The 17,493-nt window shown below is 65.7% G+C and carries 15 protein-coding genes; 10 read left to right on the forward strand and 5 right to left on the reverse strand.

Translation table 11 applies throughout. From position 1 onward, the window contains the following. On the forward strand, positions 1 to 1,166 hold a 1,166-nt coding region (gene hydA / locus PMI42_RS31235), incomplete at its 5' end, for a dihydropyrimidinase (RefSeq protein ID WP_008142341.1). Between the two features lie 26 nt (positions 1,167 to 1,192). On the opposite strand, the gene PMI42_RS31240 is transcribed toward hydA, so the two are convergent. From PMI42_RS31240 to PMI42_RS31260, 5 genes are all read right to left on the reverse strand, one after another. After that, a complete protein-coding gene (locus tag PMI42_RS31240; protein ID WP_008142343.1) occupies positions 1,193 to 2,233 on the reverse strand; it encodes a Bug family tripartite tricarboxylate transporter substrate binding protein in 1,041 nt (346 codons plus the stop codon). A 204-nt stretch (positions 2,234 to 2,437) separates the two neighbouring features. Continuing rightward, positions 2,438 to 3,184: a siderophore-interacting protein gene (locus PMI42_RS31245; protein ID WP_240535304.1), complete on the reverse strand. Its 747-nt coding sequence runs from the start codon at positions 3,182 to 3,184 to the stop codon at positions 2,438 to 2,440. A gap of 15 nt (positions 3,185 to 3,199) precedes the next feature. After that, positions 3,200 to 3,889, reverse strand: a complete 690-nt coding sequence (locus PMI42_RS31250; RefSeq protein ID WP_008142346.1) for an O-methyltransferase — start codon at positions 3,887 to 3,889, stop codon at positions 3,200 to 3,202. Between the two features lie 103 nt (positions 3,890 to 3,992). After that, positions 3,993 to 4,817, reverse strand: a complete 825-nt coding sequence (locus tag PMI42_RS31255) for an AraC family transcriptional regulator (protein WP_008142348.1) — start codon at positions 4,815 to 4,817, stop codon at positions 3,993 to 3,995. A 91-nt stretch (positions 4,818 to 4,908) separates the two neighbouring features. Further along, on the reverse strand, positions 4,909 to 5,877 hold the full coding sequence (locus PMI42_RS31260) for a LysR family transcriptional regulator (protein WP_008142350.1): 969 nt from the start codon (positions 5,875 to 5,877) through the stop codon (positions 4,909 to 4,911). Between the two features lie 175 nt (positions 5,878 to 6,052). Between PMI42_RS31260 and PMI42_RS31265 the strand changes: the two genes are divergently transcribed. The 9 genes from PMI42_RS31265 to PMI42_RS31305 all read left to right on the forward strand — a co-directional run bounded on the left by PMI42_RS31265 (position 6,053) and on the right by PMI42_RS31305 (position 17,353). Further along, positions 6,053 to 6,673, forward strand: a complete 621-nt coding sequence (locus tag PMI42_RS31265; protein WP_008142351.1) for a UbiX family flavin prenyltransferase — start codon at positions 6,053 to 6,055, stop codon at positions 6,671 to 6,673. A 22-nt stretch (positions 6,674 to 6,695) separates the two neighbouring features. Beyond that, positions 6,696 to 8,117 (forward strand): UbiD family decarboxylase, encoded by a 1,422-nt coding sequence (locus tag PMI42_RS31270; protein ID WP_008142353.1) that lies wholly within the window; start codon positions 6,696 to 6,698, stop codon positions 8,115 to 8,117. Between the two features lie 127 nt (positions 8,118 to 8,244). Further along, complete coding sequence (locus PMI42_RS31275; RefSeq protein ID WP_008142355.1) at positions 8,245 to 9,084, forward strand: helix-turn-helix transcriptional regulator; 840 nt, start codon at positions 8,245 to 8,247, stop codon at positions 9,082 to 9,084. A 143-nt stretch (positions 9,085 to 9,227) separates the two neighbouring features. Then, positions 9,228 to 12,239: a xanthine dehydrogenase family protein molybdopterin-binding subunit gene (locus PMI42_RS31280; RefSeq protein ID WP_008142357.1), complete on the forward strand. Its 3,012-nt coding sequence runs from the start codon at positions 9,228 to 9,230 to the stop codon at positions 12,237 to 12,239. After that, positions 12,236 to 13,051: an FAD binding domain-containing protein gene (locus PMI42_RS31285; protein WP_008142359.1), complete on the forward strand. Its 816-nt coding sequence runs from the start codon at positions 12,236 to 12,238 to the stop codon at positions 13,049 to 13,051. The genes PMI42_RS31280 and PMI42_RS31285 overlap by 4 nt, the downstream gene beginning before the upstream one ends. Beyond that, entirely contained in the window at positions 13,048 to 13,566 is a 519-nt protein-coding gene (locus PMI42_RS31290) for a (2Fe-2S)-binding protein (RefSeq protein ID WP_008142361.1), read from the forward strand. Before PMI42_RS31285 ends, PMI42_RS31290 begins: the two co-directional genes overlap by 4 nt. Then, positions 13,559 to 15,103: an AMP-binding protein gene (locus PMI42_RS31295; RefSeq protein WP_008142364.1), complete on the forward strand. Its 1,545-nt coding sequence runs from the start codon at positions 13,559 to 13,561 to the stop codon at positions 15,101 to 15,103. Before PMI42_RS31290 ends, PMI42_RS31295 begins: the two co-directional genes overlap by 8 nt. Positions 15,104 to 15,139: 36 nt before the next feature. Further along, the gene (locus PMI42_RS31300) at positions 15,140 to 15,946 is read left to right on the forward strand and encodes an enoyl-CoA hydratase/isomerase family protein (RefSeq protein ID WP_008142366.1); all 807 of its coding nucleotides are present in this window, start codon (positions 15,140 to 15,142) and stop codon (positions 15,944 to 15,946) included. Positions 15,947 to 16,021: 75 nt separating this feature from the next. Continuing rightward, complete coding sequence (locus tag PMI42_RS31305) at positions 16,022 to 17,353, forward strand: MFS transporter (protein ID WP_008142368.1); 1,332 nt, start codon at positions 16,022 to 16,024, stop codon at positions 17,351 to 17,353. Positions 17,354 to 17,493: the final 140 nt, after the last annotated feature.

The raw sequence follows: 17,493 nt of genomic DNA on the forward strand, positions 1-17,493 counted from the left end.
GTTCGGCGGCCGCCGGCGGCAACACCATGGTGCTGCCCTTCGCGCTTCAGGAGAAGGGAACGTCGCTCCGGACCTGCGTAGAGAACTACCGCAAGCTCGCCGAAGGCGAGTGCTACATCGACACCGCGTTCCACCTCATCATCTCCGACCCGACCGCGGTCGTGCTCGGGCAGGAGCTGCCGGCGCTGGTCAAGGACGGCTACACCTCGTTCAAGGTGTTCATGACCTATGACGACCTCGTGCTCAGCGACAAGCAGCTGCTTGAGGTGTTCGACGTCGCGCGCCGCGAGGAGGCGCTGGTGATGGTCCATTGCGAGGGCTACGACGCGATCCGCTTCCTCACCTCCAAGCTGGAACGCGAAGGCCACATCGCGCCGTACTATCACGGCACCTCACGGCCACAGGCGGTCGAGCGCGAGGCGACGCATCGCGCCATCAGCCATGCCGAGGTGATCGGCGTTCCCATCATGATCGTGCACGTCTCCGGCCGCGAGGCGATGGAGCAGGTGCGCTGGGCCCAGCAGCGCGGACTGCCTGTTCATGCCGAGACCTGCCCGCAATACATCACGCTGACGGCCGACGACATGAAGGGCCTCAACATGGACATCACGGGGGCGAAATATGTCTGTTCGCCGCCGCCGCGCGATGCCGAAAGCCAGCAGGCCATATGGGAGGGGATCACCACAGGCGTGTTCCAGACCTTCTCGTCAGATCATTGCCCGTTCCGCTATGACGATCCCAAGGGAAAATTGACGCCGAACGCCCGCACGTCGTTCCGCTGGGTGCCGAACGGCATCCCCGGCGTCGAGACGCGGCTGCCGATCCTGTTCTCCGAGGGCGTGTCGAAAGGACGGATCAGCTTGCAAAAATTCGTCGAGCTGACCGCAACCAACCACGCGCGCATCTACGGCCTCTACCCGCGCAAGGGTTCGATCGGCGTCGGCTTCGATGCCGACATCGTGCTGTGGGATCCGAAGCTGTCAAAGAAGATTCAGCAGGCCGATCTGCACCACGGCGCGGACTACACGCCGTGGGAAGGCTTCGATGTCACCGGCTGGCCCGTCACCACGATCGCGCGAGGGCGGGTGGTGTACGAGCAAGGCAGGATCGTCGGCGACAAAGGCGCGGGCGAGGTGCTCAGCCGCGGCAAGTCGAGCCTGGTGTGACCGTCACGTCGGCTCGATGTGACTGATCACATCGGCTCGATGCCGATCTTCTTGATGATCCCGGCCCACTTCGTCGTCTCCGACGTCATGAAATCCGTCAGGCCCTTGGGGTCCATCAGCAGGGGCTCGGCGCCTTGCTCGACGAAGAGGGCGCGCACCTTCGGATCGTTCACGGCTTCCACCATCGCCTTATAGAGCTTGTCGACGACGGCCTTGTCGGTATTCGCCGGCGCAAGCAGGGCGAGCCAGGCGGCGCTTTCGTAGTTCTTCAGGCCGGCCTCGGCCGCGGTCGGCACATCAGGCAGCGCCGTCATGCGCTTGTCGCTGGCGACCGCGAGCGGACGCGCGTCGCCGCTTCTGATCAGGCCGAGGACGTTCGGCAGCAGCTGGAAGCCCAGCGGGACCTGACCTGCGATGAAGTCCGGCGTGTAGGCGGCGATGTTGCGGTAGGGAACGTGCGTGAGTTCGGTGCCCGTGAGCTGCTCGAAATAGGCCGCCGACAGATGCTGCGATGAGCCTACCCCGACCGTCCCGTAATTCAGCTCGCGGGGATGTCCCTTGGCGTAGTCGATCAGCTCCGCGAGCGATTTCGGTGGCAGCTTTGAATTGATCACGATGACGTTCGGCAGCGTGGCGAACAGCCCGATCGGGGCGAGATCCTTCAGCGGATCGTAGGGGAGATCCTTGTAGAGTGATTTGTTCGCAGCCAGCGGGCCGGAGGTGCTCATCAGCAACGTATAGCCGTCAGGCGCCGCATGCGCTGCGGCGGCGGTGCCGATATTGCCGCCGGCGCCTGGGCGATTGTCGACCACGAAGGCTTGGCCGAGCGAGGTGGACATGCGGTTGAGCAGGATGCGCGTGATGACGTCGCTGGCGCTGCCGCCGGCAAAGGGCACGAGCACCTGGACCGGCCGGGCGGGATAGTCCTGCGCGTGTGCAGGAAGTAGTCCGGCGGTGGCGAGTGCCGCGCCTGCGCCAAGCGCGAGCAGCGACCTGCGGTCGGGATGAAAACCGTTAGCGTGCCGCGTTGTGTTGTCCGTATTCTTGCTGCGACCGAACCGTGCCATCTCGAATTGAATCTCCCGACTGTCTCTTGTTCTGCGAGTCCTGGGATCGTCCGGGACAAGAGTCGGGATGAAGCCAGGCCACGATTTTCTGCGCCTGGACCGTAATTAGCTCGCGAATGCGACCGTCATGCCGGCTCGTCTCAGAACTTACCAAGCCGTCTCATTTTGCAATTGGCGCGACATCTTGTCCGCGTGAGCGGAGGCTTAGTCCAGTCCGGTCTTGCCCGGCGCCCAATAGGCTTTGGCCTTGAGCCGCGCCGGTACGACGCCCGCAGCTTTCAGGGTACGGCTGACGTGCTGGATCGAGGATGCCTTGCCGGTCAGGACGAACTGCGCTCCATTTGCAGCAAGGCGCAGCATTTCCGCTTCAACGTCCCGGAGATGGTTCTCGCTGTCGCTGCGCGCGATCAATCTTGCCTCGCCGAGGCCGATCGCGTCCAGCGCTTGCCGCGATTCCGCGACATCGGTGGCTTCGAACATGTGGAGTGGACCGCCGGCTCGCAGATTGTCGCGCAACGCCGCCGCAAGGCCAAACGAGGTCTCATCGCCGAACAGGACGACAGGCGCCTCAAGGCCCGCAAGATCGAGCGAGCGGCGCGGACCGAAGAACTGGCAGGTCTCGCCTTCGCGCAAACTGCTCACCCAGCGGCTGCCGGGGCCGTCGCCATGCGCGAAGGCGAGCAGCCGTGTCGCGCCGCGGCCTGTGTCCCACGACATCGGCGTATAGGTTCGCGCGCTCAGGCCGGCGCCTATCGCGACTTGAATCTTCTGGCCGGCGGTCCAGGCGACGTCCTTGAGGGCTTCGCCTTCGAGCTCGATCAGCCGAAAGCGCGGCGACAGTGTCTCGACGGCAGCCACGCGCGCCGGGCGCATCAGCCATCGCAGCAGCATCCGCGCGACGCGGCCTTGCGGTGGTTCGGAAATTCGCGGTGCTCGGGCGGTCTCGTTCAAGGCTTGGCTCCCGGATTATCTGGTCTTGATCGTGAGCTCGTTGCCGCGACCGGGATCGAACGGCAGCGACAGCGAGAGATAGCCGTTCCGGGGATCGCGGACGTAGTCGATGTAACCCGAGGCTTCCTCGAACGCATTCTCGCCGACGATGAGCGCGCCGGGCCTCAGCGTCGGCTCCAGCAATTTGAGAACGGGAAGATAGAGTGTGAAGGCGCCGTCGAGCATCACCATGTCGATCTCGCCAAGGTCGGAGGCGAGAGTCTCGCGGGCGTCGCCGAGCCTGAACTCGACGAGGTCCGCCAGCCCGGCGGCGGCGACGTTCGCGCGGGCACGCTCGATCTTGCCGGGTTCCAGATCGGTTCCGATCAGGCGGCCGCCTCCCATGTCGCGCAAAGCCGCCGCCATGTAGATCGCGGAAATGCCCATCGAGGAGCCGAATTCGACGATGCGCTTCGCCTTGCAGGCACGGGCGCACATGTAGAGGAAGCGTCCAAACCGCGGCGAGACGCTGAGGAAGTTGCCCGCAAATCTCTGGTAGACTTCATTGAGATCGCGGTTCTCGGCCGCGATGGCTTGGCTGATGATCTCTTCGCGGCTGCGCGATTCACTGGCAAAGGTCTGCATCAGCGGTGCGTCGGCTATCTCCGCTTCCTGATGAAGGCGATGGAGGACGTCCGCGACGAGGCCTGTGCTGAGTGACTCCATGGTGATCGGCTCCTTGCATGCGCCATCGGCGCTTCGGAGCCTCGATACGAAATCGCCCCTTCATCCGCATTCCGCGAACGGGACAATCGATTGCGATTTCCGGTCAGTGTGCGCCGACGCGGCGCTCCGCCAGATACCGGGCCGGCGGCTTGCCCAGCGCCTTGCGGAACATGGTGACGAAGGCGCTCGCGCCCTCGTAGCCGAGATCGAGCGCGACTGTTTGCACCGAGGCGCCCTGGTCGAGGCGCTGAAGCGCGACGAGGATGTGGAGCTGCTGGCGCCAGCGGCCAAAGCTCATGCCGGTCTCGCGTTGCAGGATGCGGGTGAGGGTTCTTGGCGCAACGGCGATGCGCCGGCTCCAATCGTCGATCGTCGCACGGTCGGAGGGATCTTCCATCATCGCGCTCGCGATCCGGCGCAGCCTGGCATCCGTGGGCATCGGGAAGCGCAGCTCTTCGGCGGGCGCGGCCGAAAGCTGGTCGAGCAGCACCGTGGCGATCCGGCCGTCGGCGCCGTCGACGTCGTACATCACGGGCATGTGGGTCGCATGCACCAGCAGACTGGCCAGCAGAGGCGAGATCGACAGCGCGCAGCATTGCCGCGGCAGCGCCCGGGCCGCATCCGGTTCGACGAACAGGCAATACATCTCGACATCGCCGACAACGCTCACGCTGTGCGGGACATGGCCGGGAATCCACACCGCGCAGCGCGGCGGAACGATCCAGACTCCGTGCCCGGCCTCCAGCCGGACGACGCCCCGCAAGGTCAGGACAAGCTCGTCCTTGCGATGCTCGTGCATCGCCAGATCCATGCCCTTCGTGACCATGCGGCCACCGAAGGCGGCGAGGGTGCGCGGCACGGTTTCAGGATCGAACTCGCCGAGATCGTCGGGGAGAACATGGTCGTCGTTGAGCTGGAAGAAGGGCATGGGGCGATGATCGGTCCGGATGGAGTGCCTCAAATAATATCGGCCCCGCGATTGCGAGTTTCAACGCAAGCGGCCCCGATCTCGATCGGTTCTAACCGGTTCGCCCGGGCGGCTTTCGGCTTTCCCTGCGGGCGGGAGACCTTTTCCTGCCGGAGGAAGGCTCGACAAATTCTCGCGCCGCCGCGGCGGCCTGCGCCAGATCGCGACCGATGACGTCGAGCACGGCTTTGGCCGCGACCGACACCGCCCGCCGCGGATGATGCACCCAGGCGATCGAGCGGACGATCCGCTGCGCGTCGAAGCGATGGGCCCGGATGGCGCCGTTCGCAAGCGATTGCCGGAGCGCGATCGTCGGCAGCACCGTCGCGAAATCGGTGGTCGCGATCACGTCGCAGAGCGCGGGCAGGGTGTCGAGCTCGAGCCGCGGCCGCAGGTCGATGCCGATGGCGGCGGCGTGCTCGTCGAGGATCAGCCGCAGGCCGTGGCGCTTCGAGGGCAGCACGAGGTCAAAATTCGCGATGTGGTCGAACCGCAATTTTGCGGGCGGCTTGAGCGGGCTGTCCTTGCGGCAGGCGAACACCATCTCCTCGTCCAAGATGTGATGCGCGGCCAGCGGCGTCTTCCGGCGCGGCACGTTGATCAGCGCGAAATCGAGCTGGCCGGTGTTGACCCAGTCGACCAGCGTCTCGGTATAGCCCTCGCAGGCCGACAGCGTGATCTCGGGATAGCGGCTGGCGACCGTCGCCGATGAGCTCGCCATGGTGCTCTGCGCCACCGAGGTGATGAGTCCGACCGAGACGCGGCCCGAGATGCGCCCGCCGAGCTGGGCCATCTCCTGCCGCGCATATTCGGCATCGCGCACGATCGGCGCGGTCAGCCGCACCAGCGCCTCGCCGGCGCTGGTCAGATTCATGCCCTGGACGCTGCGGTCGAACAGCTTTTGGCCAAGCTCGGCCTCGAGTTTTGCAATTTGCATGCTCAGCGCCGGCTGCACGATGTTGAGCTGGCGCGCGGCCCGGGTGACGTTCTTTTCCTCGGCCAGGCACAGGAAATATTGCATCTGCCTGAGTTCCACGGACCTGTCCTTCCTGTGCCGGTCTTGCTCCCGGACCATCATGTCAAATGATGAATGATATAATCAATCATTATTTGTGGTGATGGCTGGGATTGCCTAGTCTCGCGGTGAACCGCGTGGCCTCAGGTGGCGCGGGGATTCAGGGAGCGAAACCATAAATATGCAGGATGCCACGCCCAAGCGGATGATCATCGGCATTTCCGGCGCCTCCGGCGTCACCTACGGGGTGCGCCTGCTGCAGCTTCTGCGCAATGCCGGCGTCGAGACCCATCTGGTGATGTCGAAGACGGCCGAGCTGACCTTTGCCTATGAGACGGACCTCAAAATCGCGGAAGTGAGGGAGCTTGCCAATGTCTGCCATGCCATCGACGACATGGCCTCGGCGATTGCGAGCGGCTCGTTCCGGACCGCAGGGATGATCGTGGCGCCGTGCTCGATGCGCTCGATGTCCGAGATCGCTTCCGGCGTGACCACGACATTGCTCACCCGCGCTGCCGATGTGGTGCTGAAGGAGCGCAGGCGCTTGGTGCTGATGGTGCGCGAAACGCCGCTGCACACCGGCCATCTCAGGACGATGACCGCTCTGTCCGAAATGGGCGCGATCATCGCGCCGCCCGTGCCCGCCTTCTACGCCAAGCCCGAAAACCTTGACGACATGGTCGAGCACACCGTCGGCCGTGTGCTCGACCTGTTCGACATCGATATCGGCGTGGTGCGCCGCTGGGGTGAGGACGAGGCGCTCAAGCGCCGCTCGCCGTCGCTGCGCAAGATCGCGCCCTGAGCTGAACCAAGGAATGACCTCTATGCAAATGGACAATGTTGCAAGGAAAGGCGCGAACGCGCCTGCCGACCTGCGCGCCTGGCTCGCCTACCTCGCCGAACGGGGCAAGCTCGCCATTGCGCGCGAGGGCATTGGACTTGCAGACGAGCTCGCCGCCGTTGCCAAGCGGCTCGAGCGCGACAGCGCGGTGCTGTTTCCGCGCCCCGACGGGCACGAGATTCCCGTCGTCGCCAATCTCTTTGCCGGCCGCGACTGGGTTGCGGATTCCATCGGCGTCACCGAGGAGCAGTTGCTGCCGCGGTTTCTGGCCGCGGCGAGCCATCCGCTGCCGACCCATGAGGTCGCGAGCGGCCCTGTGCAGGACGTTGTCCATGAGGACGTCGATCTGCTCCGCCAGCTTCCGGTGCCCAAGCACAATGAGCGCGACAGCGGCCCTTACATCACGGCCGGGCTCCTGATCGCACGCAATCCCAAGACCGGCGTGCAGAACGTCTCGATCCACCGCTGCCAGATCTCTGGCAAGAACCGAATCGGCGTGCTGCTGCTGCCGCGGCACACCTTCTCGTACTACCGATTCGCGGAGGAGATGGGCCAGGCGCTGGAGATCGCGATCGTCATCGGTGCGCATCCGGCGTTGATGCTGGCTTCGCAAGCGATCGCTGCACTCGACGAGGACGAGATGGCGATTGCCGGTGCACTGCTGGGCGCGCCGGTCGATGTCGTGAAATGCCGCACCAATTCGGTGCGCGTGCCCGCCCATGCGGAGATCGTGATCGAGGGACGCATTTTGCAGGGCGTCCGCGAGCCGGAAGGCCCGTTCGGCGAATTTCCTCAATACTACGGCCCGCGCGCCAACCGCGAAGTGATCGAGGTCGATGCGATCACGCACCGCGCCAAGCCGATCTTCCACACCATCGTCGGCGGCGGTTTCGAGCATCTGATCCTCGGCGGCGTGCCGCGCGAGGCGACGCTGCTGCAGCATCTGCGGCGCAGCTTTCCTGGCGTGCTGGACGTCCGCCTGACGCGCGGCGGCACCTGCCGCTATCATCTCGCGATCAAGATCGACAAGGCCAACGACGGCGAGCCCAAGAACATCATGATGTGCGCCTTCGGCGCGCATTACGACATCAAGCAGGTGGTCGTGGTGGACAAGGACGTCGACATCTCCTCGTCCGAGGAGATCGAATGGGCGGTGGCGACGCGCTTCCAGGCCGACCGCGATCTCATGGTCGTCGCAGGCGCGCTCGGCTCGAAACTCGATCCGACCACGGACAACGGCATCAGCGCCAAGATGGGGCTCGATGCCACCGCACCCGTCAATGCGCCCGAACTCGCCTTCAAGCGCATCCGCGTCAAGGGCGAGGAGGAGGTCGATCTGGCTACCGCCTTGCAGGCCGATCCAGGCGCCGCGGTCGCGCGGCTTCTTGCGGAGACGCGCGTATGAGCGGATTACCGTCCAGCAGCGACTTGCGTCGGTTTGCGCGGTTGGAATATGAAGCGGGTGCTGCTTATAGTGCCGCGCCAACGAAACGATCATTTTGCAGCGCAATGCTGCCGGGAGGAAGGAACTGATGTCGACGGCCCTGCGCATCGCTCATGGCGCTTTCGGCAGGGTCGCGCTGCTCGACATGGACCGTTCGCTGGTCCGCCACGCCCATCACCATTGCCACGTCCTGCTCAAGGTCGAGGGCGCGGACACGCAGTTCCTGGTCGGCGACCAGGTCACGCCGCTGACCGACACCGCTGCCGTTCTCGTCGACGGCTGGAAGCCGCATGCCTATGTGCACGATGCCGACCGGCCGCGCACCCTCATCATGGCGCTCTATATCGAGCCGGAATGGCTGAAGGAGTTTCGACCGGGGTGGGCCGCGAGCGGCGCGCCTGGCTTTTTCGAGCGACCCTCGGGTGAGGTATCACCGCGAATCCGTCAGCTCACGCTGCATTTGGCGGCCGAAATGATGGCGAATCCCGACGCGGTGCGGACCCATGAGCAGACGCTGTCCGACCTCATGATCGCGGTGATCGAGCGCTTCACGCCCTGGCGCAGCTTCCCGACCTCGATCCGCGGCATGAGCGCGGTGAGCTGCGACTGGCGCATCCGCCGCGCGATGGATGCGATGCGCGTAAACGACTCCTATGCCAATGTCGATCAGTTTGTGAAGGGCGCAGGGCTGTCGCGCGCGCAGTTCTTCCGGCTGTTCGAGACCTCGCTCGGCGTCTCGCCAAAGCTCTATCTCAACGTCGTCCGCATGGAGCGCGCACTCGATGCGGTGATGCGCGAGGACACGCCGCTCGGCGAGCTCAGCGAGCGATTTGGCTTTCCGGAGCCGGCGCATTTCACGCGCTTCTTCCGCGATCACGCCGGCGTCAGCCCGCGCGAGTTTCGCAACGTCTCGCGTCTTGCGGGTTGATTTTTGTGAGCAGATATTGCGCTGCACGCTTTCGAATGAGACGATTTGGTAAGTCGTGAGAGCGGGCGGTATGGCCCGCGCACCCGCCGTCCTGACATCTGTCACCGTCGCGTCAAAGAGCGCGTCGGGAGGTATGCCGGGACATGGTGCAGGCTGCGGTTCGATCCGCAAATTCGGTTGATCAGGGTAGCGACACGCCGTGGGTCGGGCGTTCGATCGAGCGCGTCGAGGACGCCGCGCTGCTCTCCGGTCGCGGCCGCTTCATCGACGATCTCGGCGTTCAGCCTGGTACGCTGCACGCGACGATCCTGCGCTCGCCACACGCGCATGCCGATATTCTCTCCATCGATACTGAAGCCGCCAAGCGCCTGCCGGGCGTTGCCACGGTTCTGACCGGCAGCGACGTCAAGGCCGTCACCACGAGCCTCGTCGTCGGCGTGAAGGCGCCGGTCGAGTGCTGGCCGATCGCGATGGACCGCGTGCGCTATGTCGGCGAGCCCGTCGCCGTGATCGTGGCGACTGACCGTGCGAGGGCCGAGGACGCGGCCGAACTGATCAACGTCGAGTATCGCCCGCGCGCCGCTGTCGTCGATCCGCTCGGAACGCTCGTATCAGGTGCGCCCGTGCTGCACGACGGTTTTCCCGGCAATCTCGCCAGCGATCGTTCGTTCCGCTATGGCGATCCCGAAAAAGCCTTTGCGGAGGCGCCGCATCGCTTCTCCATCGACATCCGCTATCCCCGCAACTCCTGCACGCCGATCGAGACCTATGGCGTCGTCGCCTCGCATGACGCCGGCGAGGATGCCTACGAAGTGCTCGCGAATTTCCAGGGGCCGTTCAGCATCCACACGGTGATTGCGCGCGCGCTGAAAGTGCCGGGCAACCGGCTGCGGCTGCGCACCCCGCCGGATTCCGGCGGCAGTTTTGGCGTCAAGCAGGGCGTGTTTCCGTACATCGTGCTGATCGCCGCCGCGGCGCGCGTCACGGGCCGGCCGGTGAAGTGGATCGAGGACCGGCTCGAGCATCTCACCGCGTCGGTGTCGGCCACCAATCGCGCCACGACGCTGTCGGCGGCGGTCGCGGCCGACGGAAAGATTCTCGCGCTCGACTGGGACCAGGTCGAGGATTGCGGCGCTCACTTGCGCGCGCCCGAGCCGGCCACGCTCTATCGCATGCACGGCAATATGACCGGCGCTTACGACATCCGCCACGTCAGGATTCGCAACCGCGTCGTCGTCACCAACAAGACGCCGACCGGCCTCAACCGCGGCTTTGGCGGACCGCAGGTCTATTTCGCGCTGGAGCGATTGGTTCAGAGGATCGCAATCGGCCTCGGGCTTGATCCGCTCGATGTCATCAAGCGAAATCTGATCGGCGCGGGCGCATTTCCCTATCGTACCGCGACCGGTGCGCTGCTGGATTCCGGCAACTATCAGGAAGCAATCGCGCGCGCGGTCGAGCAGGGTAGGCTCGCTGACCTGAAGGCAAAGCGCGACGAGGCGCAGGCGCAGGGACGTCTCTACGGCATCGGCTTCACCGCGGTGGTCGAGCCCAGCGTCTCCAACATGGGCTACATCACAACCGTGCTGACGGCGGCCGAGCGCCGCAAGGCCGGCCCGAAGAACGGCGCGCAGGCCACGGCGACCGTCGGGCTCGACCCTGTCGGCAGCGTTACGGTTCACGTGGCCTCGGTGCCGCAGGGGCAGGGCCATCGCACCGTGCTGTCGCAGGTGGTCGCCGACGTGTTCGGCCTCGCGCCGAAGGATATCCGCGTCAACACCGAGATCGACACCGCCAAGGACGCCTGGTCGATCGCGTCGGGCAATTACGCCAGCCGCTTTGCGGCGGCGGTGGCGGGCACGGCGAAGATCGCAGCCGAGCGTGTGGCGGGCCGTCTCGGCCGCATCGCCGCCAGCCAGTTGAATGTCGAAGCCGCCGACATCGTGTTCGCAAAGGGATTCGTTGCATCAAGGCACAATCCGGAGAACCGCATCGCGTTCTCGCGCGTTGCGGCGCTCAGTCACTGGTCGCCGGGCTCGCTGCCCGACGATGCCGGCCAGACCATCCGCGAGACCGTGTTCTGGACGCCGCCGGAGCTGACGCCGCCGGACGAGGACGACCGCATCAACTCCTCGCTCTGCCACGGTTTCATCTTCGACTTCTGCGGCGTCGAGATCGATCCAGTTACGCTGGAGACGCGGATCGACCGCTACGTCACCATGCACGATTGCGGCACCATTTTGCATCCCGGCATGGTCAACGGCCAGATCCGGGGCGGCTTTGCGCAGGCGCTCGGGGCGGCGCTCTACGAGGAATATGCCTACGCCGACGACGGCAGTTTTCTCACGGGAACGCTCGCCGACTATCTGCTGCCGACCACCACAGAGGTGCCGGAGCCCGAGATCATCCACATGGAGACGCCGTCGCCGTTCACGCCACTCGGTGCCAAGGGCGTCGGCGAAGGCAATTGCATGTCGACGCCGGTCTGCCTCGCCAATGCTGTCGCGGATGCGCTCGGAATTGCCGACGTCACGCTGCCGCTGGTGCCGGCGCGGCTTGCCGAACTGGTGCGCGGCGCCGAACCGCCGCCGCCCGCAGGTGGTGCGGCTATCGCGCCCGCGCGCGAGGGCGACCGGCGGCTGCGCGGCGAGGGGCAGGCGTCGGTCAAGGGTGCGCCCGAGCAGGTCTGGGCGATGCTGCTGGATCCCGCCACGCTGCAATCTGTCATTCCCGGCTGCCAGCGCGTCGACAGGATCACCGACACGCACTTTCGCGCCGACGTCACGCTTGGCATCGGCCCGGTCAGCGGACGATATCGTGCTGATGTCGAGCTGTTCGATCTCGACCCGCCGCGCGCGGTGACCTTGCGCGGCGGCGCCACCGGCGCGCTCGGTTTTGGCAACGCCGAGGGACGCATCACGCTCGCGCCTGACGGCCGCGGCGGAACCAAGCTGACCTATAGCTACGACGCTGCCATCGGCGGCAAGGTTGCCAGCATCGGTGGCCGTCTGCTCGACGGCGCGACCCGCGTGATCATCGGCCAGTTCTTCACCGCGCTGGCTCGCAAGGCCGGCGGCGGGGGCGCATCGGGCGGCGGCTTCTCGCTGTTCGGACTGCTTGCAAAACTCGCCAGCTTGTTCGGAGGGCGCCGATGAAGCCGCCCGCATTCGACTATCTCCGTGCCGAAACCGTCGGCGACGTCCTCGAAGGCTTGGCGCAGCAAGGCGGCGATGCCCGCGTGCTCGCCGGCGGGCAGTCGCTGATGGCGATGCTGAACATGCGCCTTGCCAAGCCGAAGCTCCTGATCGACATCATGCGGCTCAAGGAGCTGCGCCAGATCGAGCGGAAGGGTGATGCCGTCGTCATCGGCGCCGGCGTGCGTCAGGCTGATCTGCTGGCCTGGCCCGATCTTGCCGAGGCGTTGCCGCTGGTGTCACTGGCGCTGCCCTGGGTCGGGCACGTGCAGACCCGCAGCCGCGGCACGATTTGCGGCTCGCTCGCGCATGCCGATCCCAGTGCCGAGATGCCGCTCGCGCTGGTTGCGCTTGGTGGCGAGGTGCTGTTGCGCAGCGCCAAGCGCCGCCGCCGTGTGGCTGCGAAAGACTTCTTCGCCGGCATGATGCTGACGGCGCGCAGCGACGACGAGCTGATCGAGGGCATCTCGCTGCCCGTCGTCAGGGGATCGCGCTTCGCCTTCCGGGAGGTCGCCCGCCGCCACGGCGATTTCGCCATCGTTGCCTGCGCCGCGATGAAGACGGAGGCGGGCGTGCGTTTCACCGTCGGCGGCGTCGCCGACGTCCCGACGGCGCGCGACTGGCCGCGGCTGGAGGGCAGTGCGCTGGACGATGCCCTCAACGGCTTTGCCTACGAGCTCGGCGCCCGCGACGACGTCCACGCCACCGCCCGCTACCGCCGCGACCTCGTGCGCATGATCGGCCGCGATCTGATCGGCGAGGTGCTGCAATGACCCGTCTCAAGGCGGATGCCCGCCATTCCGTCCGTTTCACGCTCAATGGCAAGCCGGCCGAGGGCGAAGCCGAACCGCGCATGCTGCTGTCCGATTTCCTGCGTCACCAGCTGGGTGCGACCGGCACCCATGTCGGCTGCGAGCACGGCGTCTGCGGTGCCTGCACTGTCGTTGTGGACGGCATGCTGACGCGGTCGTGCCTCACGCTCGCCGCGCAGGTCGACGGCTGCGAGATCAGGACGGTCGAGGGTCTTGCGCCGTCGGCCGACCGGCTCGGCGTGCTGCAGCAGGTGTTTCGCCGCAACCATGCGCTCCAGTGCGGCTTCTGTACCGCCGGCATCCTGATGTCGCTTGATCATTACCTCGCGAAAAATCCGGCGCCGACCGAGGCGGATATCCGCGATCTCCTCAGCGGGCATCTGTGCCGCTGCACCGGTTACACCCCGATCATCCAGGCGGCGCTCGTAGCCGCCGCGGAGCTTGCTTCAGCCACAAAAGAGACGTCCGATGCTTGATCTCGCCAGCAGCTTCATGGCCAGCGCAGCGCGCGATCCTCACGCTATTGCACTGGTCGATGGCGATCTGCGCCTGACCTACCGGCAATGGTACGACAAGATTTCCGCGCTGGTGGCATCCTTCGACCGCCTCGGCCTCAAGCCCGGCGATCACGTCGTCACGCTGCTGCAAAACCGCTGGGAGGCGGCGACGCTGCACTGGGCCTGCCAGTTTGCCGGCCTCGTCATCACGCCGATCAACTGGCGCGCCAAGGCCGACGAGCTCGATTACTGCATCGAGAACGCCGAGGCCTGCGCGATCGTCTACCAGGACATTTCCGCCGAGGCGGTGCAGGGCTCGGCGCTTTCGGGCAAGCTGCTGCGCGTGTCCGTCGATCCCGGAACCGGTGATGCGACCAGCTTTGCCGATCTGATCCGCGACAACGCGCCGGATGCCGAGCCGCGCGTCGGCGCCGACGCCTGGTCGATCATGCTCTACACCTCGGGCACGACCTCGCGGCCCAAGGGCGTGCCGCGCCGGCACCGCGCCGAGCGGGCCGCGGCGATCGCCCATGTCGCACAAAATCTCTACGGCCGCGGCGAGCGCACGCTCGGCGTGATGCCGCTCTACCACACCATGGGCGTCCGCTCGCTGCTGGCGATGTCGCTGATCGGCGGCAGTTTTATTTGCCTGCCGCGCTACGACAGCCGCCAGGCGCTGGCACTGATCGAGCAGGAAGACATCACCAACCTCTACCTGGTGCCGACGCTCTATCACGACCTCGTCCATCACGAGGCATTTGCCAAAACCGACGTCTCCAGCGTGCGCAAGCTCGGCTTCGCCGGCGCATCGATGACCGACGGTTTGCTGAAGAAGCTGAACGAGGCGTTCAAGCCGGAACTGTTCGTCAATCACTACGGTAGCTCCGAGATCTACACCTTCACGATCGACCAGAACGCGGCCGCAAAGCCCGGCTCGGCGGGCAAGGCCGGATTGAACCAGCACGTCAAAGTCGTGCGCATTGGGGCGAAGTCGGTCGCAGACCTCGCCGCGATCGGCGAGGAGGGCGAGATCATCGCGACGCTCGCCGGCGACGAGGCTTTCGAAGGCTACTGGCGCCGCCCCGAGGCCGATGCCAAGTCGCTGCGCGAGGGCTGGTATTTCACCGGCGATACCGGCTTCGTCGATCCCGACGGTGACCTGTTCGTCACCGGCCGGGTCGACGACATGATCATCACCGGCGGCGAGAACGTCTCGCCCGTCGAGATCGAGAGCTGCCTGTCGCTGCATCCGGCGGTCGACGAAGTCGCGGTGGTCGGCGTCGCCGACGAGAAATGGGGCAAGGTCGTCGCCGCCTTCGTCAAGCGCAATCGCCAGGTTTCGGATGTCGAGCTGGAGCAGTTCTGCCGCACCTCGGGCCTTGCCAATTTCAAGCGGCCGCGCCGCTACGTCTTCGTCGACGCGATCCCCAAATCGTCGGTCGGCAAGCTGCTGCGGCGACTGCTGGTCGCCGGAGAATACGAGGCCGAGCGCCTGCCGCCGTCGGACGCGGCCTGATCATCACTCGTCAACACTCAACAGAAGGAAACCGACATGCCGTCAGCCTATAACTTCACCGATCCCCGGCTTGCCAAGCTGGACGGGTTCAAGGTCGAGATCGACGAGGCGCATGAGCGCGCCGACATCATCCTGGGACGTCCGCCCTACAATGTCGTGGCGATGCCGCAGCGCGACCAGCTGCGGCTGACCTTCGAGACGCTGGACGAGGATCCGCGCGTCCGCGTGATCGTGGTGCGCGGCGAGGGCGAGCATTTCTCCAGCGGCGGCAATATCGGCGGCTTCATGGAGGCGAGCCCCGAGCACGTCTCCAAGCTCGCCTGGAATATCGCCGCGCCCGCGCGTTGCGCCAAGCCCGTCATCGTCGCCAACCGCGGCTATTGCTTCGGGGTCGGCTTCGAGCTGTCGCTGGCCTGCGACTTCCGCATTGCCTCGGAGACCACGCAATACGCGCTGCCGGAGCAGAAGCTCGGCCAGATCCCGGGCTCGGGCGGTTCGGCGCGACTGCAGAAGATGGTCGGCATTACCCGGACCAAGGACATCGTGATGCGCTCCAAGCGCATCTCGGCCAAGCAGGCCTATGACTGGGGCATCGCGACCGAATGCGTGCCGGATGCCGAGCTGGAGAAGGCCACCGACAAGCTCGTCGACGAGCTCCGCACCTTCTCGCCGCTGGCGCAGCGCACCGCCAAGAAGCTCCTCAACGACACCGAGGATTCGACGCTCGCCATCGCCATCGAGCTCGAAGGCCATTGCTACAGCCGGCTGCGGCAGTCGGACGATTTCAAGGAAGGCGTCGAGGCCTTCAACGCCAAGCGTCCGCCGAAATTCACCGGCCGCTGATACGCGCACAACGAACCGCCGCGGTTCGCAATGGCGCGGACCGCGGCTCGATCAAAACGGGGGAGGTAAAACAACATGGCTGAGATGGATATGCCGGTCGCGGGTGCGCGGACATCGGCGGACAACAAGCAGATGGTCAATGCGATCATCGCATCGGTGCTCGGATGGGCGCTCGATCTGTTCGATTTGTTCATTCTATTGTATGTGGCGCCGGTTGTCGGCGCGCTGTTCTTTCCGTCGAGCAATGCGGCGCTGTCGCTGGCTGCGGTTTACGGCTCGTTCGCCGTGACGTTGTTGATGCGGCCGCTCGGCTCGGCGGTGTTCGGGCATTATGCGGACGTGCACGGCCGCAAGCAGGCCATGCTGATTGCCATCGTCGGCGTCGGCGTCAGCACCGCGGCGTTCGGCCTGCTGCCGACCATCGCCCAGGTCGGCGTGATCGCGCCGGTCATCTTCCTGATCCTGCGTCTGGTGCAGGGCATCTTCGTCGGCGGTGTCGTGGCCTCCACCCACACGATCGGCACCGAGTCGGTGCCGCCGCACTGGCGCGGCGCGATGTCGGGGCTGGTCGGCGGCGGCGGTGCCGGCATCGGCGCGCTGCTCGCGTCCTTCATCTTCCTGATCACGTCCTCAATCTTCCCCGGCGATGCCTTCGCCGTTTGGGGGTGGCGCTTCATGTTCTTCTCGGGGCTGCTGAGCTCGCTGCTCGGCTGGTTCATCTTCAGGAATCTCGAGGAATCGCCGTACTTCAAGGAGCTCAAGCGCCAGCAGGGCAACAAGCAGGCCAAGGTCTCGAAGGCGCCGGTCAAGGACGTGTTCTCTGGCGAATATCGCGGCGTGTTACTGGTCAATCTGCTGATCACCTTCGGCGGCGGCGCGGGCTACTACCTGACATCAGGCTATCTGCCGAGCTTCCTGAAGGTCATCAACGCGGTCCCGAACCAGACCTCGTCGCTGATCCTGATGGGCGCGAGCGTGTCGGCGTTCTTCTCGGCTGTGCTGGTCGGCGCGCTCAGCGATCGCATCGGCCGCAAGAAGACGTTCCTCATTATCGGCGTCCTGGCTGCCGTGCTGCTGCCGCTGTGCTATCTCAATCTCGCGGCGACCAAGGACACGACGCAGATCACGCTCTATGCGTTCGCCATCGCCTTCATCGGCAATGCCGGCTATGCGCCGGTGCTGATCTTCCTGAACGAGCGCTTCCCGACCGCGCTACGCGCCAGCGGCACGGGCCTGTCCTGGAACATCGGCTTTGCGCTGGGCGGCATGATGCCGACCTTCGTCTCGCTGGTGAGCGGCAGCCCGGCCGAGATCCCGATGTCGCTGGCCTGCTTCGCGGTCGGCGTGTTCGTGATCTACCTGATTGGGGCGATCGTGATCCCTGAGACCAAAGGTAATTTCCGCTAAGACAACGTGCCCAGGAGGTCGCAGCGGGGCGCGGAGGCAACCACGAGCCGATCCCCGTCACCCTGAGGTGGCCGCTTCTTCAGCGGCCCTCGAAGGGCGACGGCCCCGCTGCACCAGCTCGGCCGCTCATCCTTCGAGGC

The organism is Bradyrhizobium sp. YR681 (genome assembly GCF_000282615.1).
Lineage (GTDB): Bacteria > Pseudomonadota > Alphaproteobacteria > Rhizobiales > Xanthobacteraceae > Bradyrhizobium.